This is a genomic window from Micromonospora sp. NPDC050200, from assembly GCF_040656135.1.
Classification (GTDB): domain Bacteria; phylum Actinomycetota; class Actinomycetes; order Mycobacteriales; family Micromonosporaceae; genus Micromonospora.
The window spans coordinates 92,608-98,763 of the sequence record NZ_JBFALG010000025.1 but is presented as its reverse complement, the minus strand read 5'-3'; the positions used below and the strand labels follow the sequence as shown (position 1 = coordinate 98,763).

The following is a 6,156-nucleotide window of genomic DNA, read 5'->3' as shown; positions in this document are numbered from 1 at the left end:
ACCCGGCGGGCTGCCCCGCCGGGTCGGCGGCCCCCGCCGCGAGCGACGCCGAGCCGGCCGCGGAGCGTACGCCCCACCTGCCCGAGCAGGCGCGGCCCGGCGCGGCCGACGTCCCGCCGAGCGACGCGGACCCGGCGGCCGAGGCCGCCCCGGCGCGCAAGCCGGACCGGGCCCAGTACGGGGTGTGCGCGTTCCTCGCCCTGGTCGGCGCGCTGGTGATCTTCGACGCGACCCGGATCGGGCACGCCCTCAACACCGCCGACCCGATCGGCCCGAAGCCGGTGCCGATCCTGCTCGGCGTGCTGCTGCTGATCGTCGCGGCGGTCTACGCGGTCGACGTGGCCCGCGGCGGCGCCGGTGAGCCGGAGGCCGGCGAGGACGTCGACCTGAGCAGCCCGATCGACTGGCGGACCGTGCTGCTGCTGATCGGCGCGTTCCTGGTCAACGCCGTGCTGATCGACCGGCTCGGCTGGGTGATCAGCGGGACCCTGCTCTTCTGGGGCTCCGCGTTCGCGCTGGGCAACCGGCACTACGTCCGCAACCTGCTGATCGCCGTCGCGCTGTCGCTGATCACGTTCTACACGTTCGCCATCGGGCTCGGCGTCAACCTGCCCGCCGGCGTGCTGCAAGGGATCCTGTAGATGGACAACCTCGGCAATCTGCTCGACGGGTTCGCCAACGTGGTGACCCCGATGAACCTGCTGATCGCGCTGCTCGGCGTCACCATCGGCACCGCCGTCGGGGTGCTCCCCGGCATCGGGCCGGCGATGACCGTGGCGCTGCTGCTGCCGGTCACCTACGGGATGGAGCCCACCCAGGCGTTCATCATGTTCGCCGGCATCTTCTACGGCGGCATGTACGGCGGCTCGACCACCTCCATCCTGCTCAACACCCCTGGCGAGTCGTCCTCGGTGGTGACCGCGATCGAGGGCAACAAGATGGCCAAGGTGGGCCGGGCCTCGCAGGCCCTGGCCACCGCCGCGATCGGCTCGTTCGTCGCCGGCACCATCGCGACCCTGGCGCTCGTCCTGGTGATGCCGCCGGTGGTGACGTTCGCGGTCAGCCTCGGTGCGCCGGACTACTTCGCGGTGATGCTGCTGTCGTTCGTCGCGGTCACCGCGGTGCTCGGCTCCTCCCGGGTACGCGGCTTCGCCTCGCTGCTGATCGGCCTGGTGATCGGCGTGATCGGCATCGACCAGAGCGGCCAACAGCGCCTCACCTTCGGGCTGCCGCAGCTCGCCGACGGCATCGACGTGGTCGTGGTGGCGGTCGGCATCTTCGCCGTCGGCGAGGCGCTCTGGATCGCCGCGCACCTGCGCCGCCGGGCCGCGGAGGTGATCCCGGTCGGCCGGCCGTGGATGGGGAAGCAGGACTGGAAGCGGTCCTGGAAGCCGTGGCTGCGCGGCACCGCGTTCGGGTTCCCGTTCGGGGCGCTGCCGGCGGGCGGGGCGGAGATCCCCACCTTCCTGTCGTACACCACCGAGAAGAAGCTCACGAAGCACCCGGAGGAGTTCGGCCGGGGCGCGATCGAAGGCGTCGCCGGCCCGGAGGCGGCCAACAACGCCTCCGCCGCCGGCACGTTGGTGCCGCTGCTGGCGATCGGCCTGCCCACCAACGCCACCGCCGCGGTGATGCTGGCCGCCTTCCAGCAGTACGGCATCCAGCCCGGTCCGTTGCTGCTCACGCAGGAGTCCGGCCTGGTGTGGACGCTGATCGCCAGCCTCTTCGTCGGCAACCTGCTGCTGCTGGTGCTCAACCTGCCGCTCGCCCCCGCCTGGGCACGGCTGCTGCGGATCCCGCGCCCGTACCTGTACGCCGGGATCCTCTTCTTCGCCACGATGGGCGCGTACGCGGTCAACGCCTCGCCGTTCGACCTGTTCCTGCTGCTCACCCTCGGCCTGCTCGGGTTCGGCATGCGCCGCTTCGGGCTGCCGATCCTGCCGCTGATCGTCGGGGTGATTCTCGGGCCCCGCGCCGAACTGCAGGGCCGGCGGGCGTTGCAGCTCTCCGGTGGTGAGCTGCACGGGCTGGTCGGCGGCTGGGTGTCCTGGCTGATCTACGCCATCGTCGCGGTGGTCCTGCTCTGGCCGCTGCTCCGGCGGTTCGTGGTCCGACCTGTTCGGGAAAGGCTGGTGACCGGATGACCATCCTGGTGGGGTACGTCCCCTCGGCGCTCGGTGAGGCGGCGCTGCGTGCCGCGGTGGAGCAGGCCCGGTTCCGGGACGAGGCGCTGCTGGTGGTGAACACCTCGCGCGGCGACGCGTACGTCGACCCGCGCTTCGCCCAGGAGGGCGACCTGGAGCGGGTGGTCCGCGAGTTGACCGCGGACGACGTGCCGCACACCGTCCGGCAGCTCGTCCGGGGCAAGGACGCGGCCGAGGAGATCGCGGAGATCGTCGAGGCGGAGGAGATCTCGCTGGTGGTGATCGGCATCCGGCACCGCACCCCGGTGGGCAAGCTGATCATGGGGTCGACCGCGCAGGAGATCCTGCTCCGGGTGCCGTGCCCGGTGCTCGCGGTGAAGGCCGACTGAGTGGGATGTCCCGCGCTGTCCACGGGGGCCCCGGGCTGACCGGGGTCCCCGTGCGTACCCAGACGGGCCTGCTGCTCACGCACACCGTCGTGGTGCAGGCGGTCACCTTCATGCTGCGTCCGGCGTCCGCGTACCGGGCGCTGGACCTGGACGTGCCGGCGGCCTGGCTCGGCGTGCTCGGGGCCAGCTTCGCCGTCGTACCGCTGGTGCTGGCGGTCCCCTCCGGCCACGCGGTCGACCGGTTCGGCGAACGCCGGATCGTGCTGGCCGGGTCGGGTCTGCTCACCGCCGCCGGCGCCTGCTTCGTGCTCTTCGCGGACTCGGTCGCCGGCCTGGTCGTGGCCAGCATGGTCCTCGGCACCGCGCACCTCTGCGCGGTGGTCGGGCAGCAGGCGCTGGTCGCCAACCGCACCCCGGCGAACCGGTACGACGCGGCGTTCGGCTACTACACCTTCGCCGCCTCGCTCGGCCAGGCGCTCGGCCCCGGGCTGATCGTGGCCTTCGGCGGGAACCGCCCGATCCCGGACACCGGGGCGATCTTCCTCGGCGCCACCGCGCTCACCCTGCCGCTGCTGGTGGCCGCCGCGTTCCTCCGCCCGTCGGGGCACCACCGGCAGCCGGCCGGGCCGGCCGCCCGGCGGAATGGGCGGCCTGCTCCGCCAGCCCGGACTGGTGCGCGCCCTCGCGGTCAGCTGCGTCGTCCTCGCGGCGGTCGACATCACCCTGGTCTACCTGCCCGCCCTCGGCGCCGAGCGGGGCATCGCCGCCGGCTCCATCGGCGTACTGCTGGGGTTGCGGGCGGTCGCGTCGATGGCCTCGCGGCTGCTGCTCGGCCGGCTGGTCGCCGCCGTCGGCCGGCGCCGGCTGCTGGTCGGCACCGTCGCGCTCTCCGCCGCCGGTCTCGGGCTGCTGCTGCCGCCCCTGCCGCTCTGGGCGATGGTGGTGGTGGTCACGGTCTCCGGGCTGGGCCTGGGCGCCGGGCAACCACTGACCATGTCGTTCCTGGCCGAGTCCGCCCCGCCCGGGCTGCGCGGTCGGGCGATGTCCCTGCGACTCACCGGCAACCGGCTCGGCCAGGTGATCATCCCGAGCGTCGCCGGTGCGCTCGCCGCCGGCGCCGGAGCGGCGGGCGTGCTCGCCTGCACCGCCGCCGGCCTGGCCGGCGCGGCCGTCGCCGCGGCCGGCCTGCACCGGAGCCCACCCGCCGATCCGGCCGAACCAGAGAGGGAAGAACCATGCTGACTCCCACCGCCGACCTCTACGACCGGTACGGCGACGTGCTCGGCTCGTGCGACACCCAGCTGCGCCAGTACGGTGGCGTCCGCGCCTTCGCGGGGCCGGCCGTCACGGTGCGCTGCTTCGAGGACAACGCCCTGGTCAAGTCGATCCTCGCCGAGCCGGGGGCGGGCCGGGTGCTGGTGGTGGACGGTGGTGGATCGGTGCACACCGCCCTGATGGGCGACCTGATCGCCGGCAGCGCGGTGGAGAACGGGTGGGCCGGGGTGGTGATCAACGGCGCGGTCCGGGACGTCACCGCGCTGGCCGCCCTGCCGATCGGCATCAAGGCGCTCGGCGCCAACCCGCGCAAGAGCGCGAAGACGGGAGCCGGCGAGCGGGACGTGCCGGTGTCGTTCGGCAACTGCGTCTTCACGCCCGGGGCCGAGGTGCACAGCGACGACGACGGCGTGGTCGTCCTGCCGGCCGACGTGCGGGAGTAGCGCCGCCGGTCAGCGCTCGCTGGCCGGGTGCGGGGCGACCTGGCCCTGGCTCAGCCGGGCCCCGCACAACTCCGCCAGCTTCACGTACGCGGGCGCGCCGATCAGCGCGGTCAGCTCCGGGCCGTACGAGACGTACATCGGCTCGGTGCCGACGTGCGCGTCGGTGGAGGAGGTGCACCACCAGTCCAGGTCGTGCCCGCCCGCGCCCCAGCCCCGCCGGTCGAACTCGGTCAGCGTCGAGACCAGCACCTTGGTGTTGTCGGGCCGCTTGCTCCACTCCTGCTCGCGGCGGATCGGCAGCTGCCAGCAGACGTCCGGCTTGTATTCCAGCGGGTGCACCCCGTCGCGCAGCGCCTGGCCGTGCAGGGCGCAGCCGCCACCGCCGGGGAAGTCGGCGTCGTTGAGGAACACGCACGGCGCGTCGACCTCGCGGGTGGCGGTGCGCCGGGCCGGGTTCTTGCCGTCGATCGTGTCGTTCTCGGTCCAGTTCTTGAAGCCCCTGCGGAAGTGCTGCCAGGTCTGCGGGGTGAGCCGCTTGACCGCGGCCCGGACCCGCTTCTCGTCGTCGGAGTCGGTGAAGAACGCGCCGTGCGAGCAGCAGCCGTCGGCGGCCCGGCCGGCGATGATGCCGTGGCAGCCCTTGCCGAAGACGCACGTCCAGCGGGAGAGCAGCCAGGTCAGGTCGGCCCGGACCAGGTGCCGCTCGTCGGCCGGGTCGACGAACTCGATCCACTCGCGGGGGAAGTCGAGCTCCACCTCACGGCTGCGCGGGTCGTCCGGGTCGTCCACCAGCCCGTGCACTTCCACCTGGCTCGTCACCCGGACCAGCGTACGCGGGGTGAGCGGCGCCGGCCGGCGAGCCACGGAAACGCGTTGGCCCTAGGGTCGACAGCATGCGGATGGGTGTCCTCGACGTCGGTTCCAACACGGTGCACCTGCTGGTGGTCGACGCCCACCACGGGGCGCACCCCTGGCCGGCGCACTCGGAGAAGGTGGTGCTCCGGCTGGCCGAGCAGATCGGCCCGGACGGCGCGCTGACCGAGGAGGGCGCCGACGGTCTGGTCAAGGCGGTCGGCATGGCGCGGAGCGCCGCCGCCGGGCTGGCCGTCGACGACCTGCTCCCGTTCGCCACCTCCGCGGTGCGCGACGCCACCAACGCCGCCGAGGTGCTGGCCCGGGTCCACGACGAGACCGGGGTACGGCTGGAGGTGCTCTCCGGCGCGGACGAGGCGCGGATGACCTTCCTCGCGGTCCGGCGGTGGTTCGGCTGGTCGGCCGGGCGGCTGCTGGTGATGGACATCGGCGGCGGCTCGCTGGAGTTGGCGGCCGGCATCGACGAGGACCCGGACGTCGCGGTCTCGCTGCCGCTGGGGGCGGGGCGGTTGAGCCGGGAGCGGCTGCGGATGGACCCGGCCGGGCAGGCACCGCCGTCCGCCGAGGCCGTGGAGGAGCTGCGGGAGTACGTCGACGCGCTGCTCGACCCGGTGGTGGAGAAGCTGACCGGGGTGGGCTGGGAACGTCCCGTCGCCACCTCCAAGACCTTCCGGATGCTGGCCCGGCTGGCCGGCGCGGCACCCTCCGGCGCCGGGCTCTGGGCCCGGCGCAGCCTCACCCGTACCGGCCTGCGGCAGGTGATCGGCTTCATCCGGCACATCCCGCCGGCCCAACTGGCCGAGCTGGAGGGGGTCAGCGCGGGGCGGGCGCACCAGCTGCTCGGCGGGGCGGTGGTGGCCGAGGCGGTGCTGCGCCGCCTGGACGTACCGTCGCTGGACATCTGCCCGTGGGCGCTGCGGGAGGGCGTCATCCTCAGACGATTGGATCAGCTGGAGCCGATGTGATCCGTGTCGGTCGTTCTGCGTCATTTGACGCTGCTCGTCCTGAAGCGTGGTGACCGGTCGGGCTACC

The 6,156-nt window shown here is 73.5% G+C and carries 7 protein-coding genes and 1 pseudogene; 7 read left to right on the top strand and 1 reads right to left on the bottom strand.

Annotated elements, in window-relative coordinates; all coding sequences use genetic code 11:
* The first annotated feature begins 77 nt into the window (after nt 1-77).
* The 6 genes and pseudogenes from AB0I41_RS18500 to rraA all read left to right on the top strand — a co-directional run bounded on the left by AB0I41_RS18500 (nt 78) and on the right by rraA (nt 4,251).
* Nucleotides 78-641, top strand: coding sequence for a tripartite tricarboxylate transporter TctB family protein (locus AB0I41_RS18500; RefSeq protein ID WP_357108681.1), 564 nt, complete (start codon nt 78-80; stop codon nt 639-641).
* A complete protein-coding gene (locus AB0I41_RS18495; protein WP_357108656.1) occupies nt 642-2,144 on the top strand; it encodes a tripartite tricarboxylate transporter permease in 1,503 nt (500 codons plus the stop codon).
* Nucleotides 2,141-2,533: a universal stress protein gene (locus tag AB0I41_RS18490; protein WP_357108653.1), complete on the top strand. Its 393-nt coding sequence runs from the start codon at nt 2,141-2,143 to the stop codon at nt 2,531-2,533. The genes AB0I41_RS18495 and AB0I41_RS18490 overlap by 4 nt, the downstream gene beginning before the upstream one ends.
* A gap of 5 nt (nt 2,534-2,538) precedes the next feature.
* A pseudogene (locus AB0I41_RS18485) lies at nt 2,539-3,177 on the top strand (MFS transporter); the annotation flags it as partial.
* Nucleotides 3,178-3,205: 28 nt separating this feature from the next.
* A complete protein-coding gene (locus AB0I41_RS18480) occupies nt 3,206-3,775 on the top strand; it encodes an MFS transporter (RefSeq protein ID WP_357108651.1) in 570 nt (189 codons plus the stop codon).
* Nucleotides 3,769-4,251: a ribonuclease E activity regulator RraA gene (rraA, locus tag AB0I41_RS18475; protein WP_357108678.1), complete on the top strand. Its 483-nt coding sequence runs from the start codon at nt 3,769-3,771 to the stop codon at nt 4,249-4,251. Before AB0I41_RS18480 ends, rraA begins: the two co-directional genes overlap by 7 nt.
* Nucleotides 4,252-4,260: 9 nt before the next feature.
* On the opposite strand, the gene AB0I41_RS18470 is transcribed toward rraA, so the two are convergent.
* A complete protein-coding gene (locus AB0I41_RS18470) occupies nt 4,261-5,070 on the bottom strand; it encodes a hypothetical protein (protein WP_357108649.1) in 810 nt (269 codons plus the stop codon).
* Nucleotides 5,071-5,144: 74 nt separating this feature from the next.
* On the opposite strand from AB0I41_RS18470, the gene AB0I41_RS18465 reads away from it, so the two are divergent.
* Entirely contained in the window at nt 5,145-6,089 is a 945-nt protein-coding gene (locus AB0I41_RS18465; RefSeq protein ID WP_357108646.1) for a Ppx/GppA phosphatase family protein, read from the top strand.
* Nucleotides 6,090-6,156 lie beyond the last annotated feature (67 nt).

Bases quoted from the DNA above. Each gene is read 5' to 3' on its own strand.
- AB0I41_RS18495 (WP_357108656.1), top strand. From the start codon at position 642: ATGGACAACCTCGGCAATCTGCTCGACGGGTTCGCCAACGTGGTGACC.
- AB0I41_RS18490 (WP_357108653.1), top strand. From the start codon at position 2,141: ATGACCATCCTGGTGGGGTACGTCCCCTCGGCGCTCGGTGAGGCGGCG.
- rraA (WP_357108678.1), top strand. From the start codon at position 3,769: ATGCTGACTCCCACCGCCGACCTCTACGACCGGTACGGCGACGTGCTC.
- AB0I41_RS18465 (WP_357108646.1), top strand. From the start codon at position 5,145: ATGCGGATGGGTGTCCTCGACGTCGGTTCCAACACGGTGCACCTGCTG.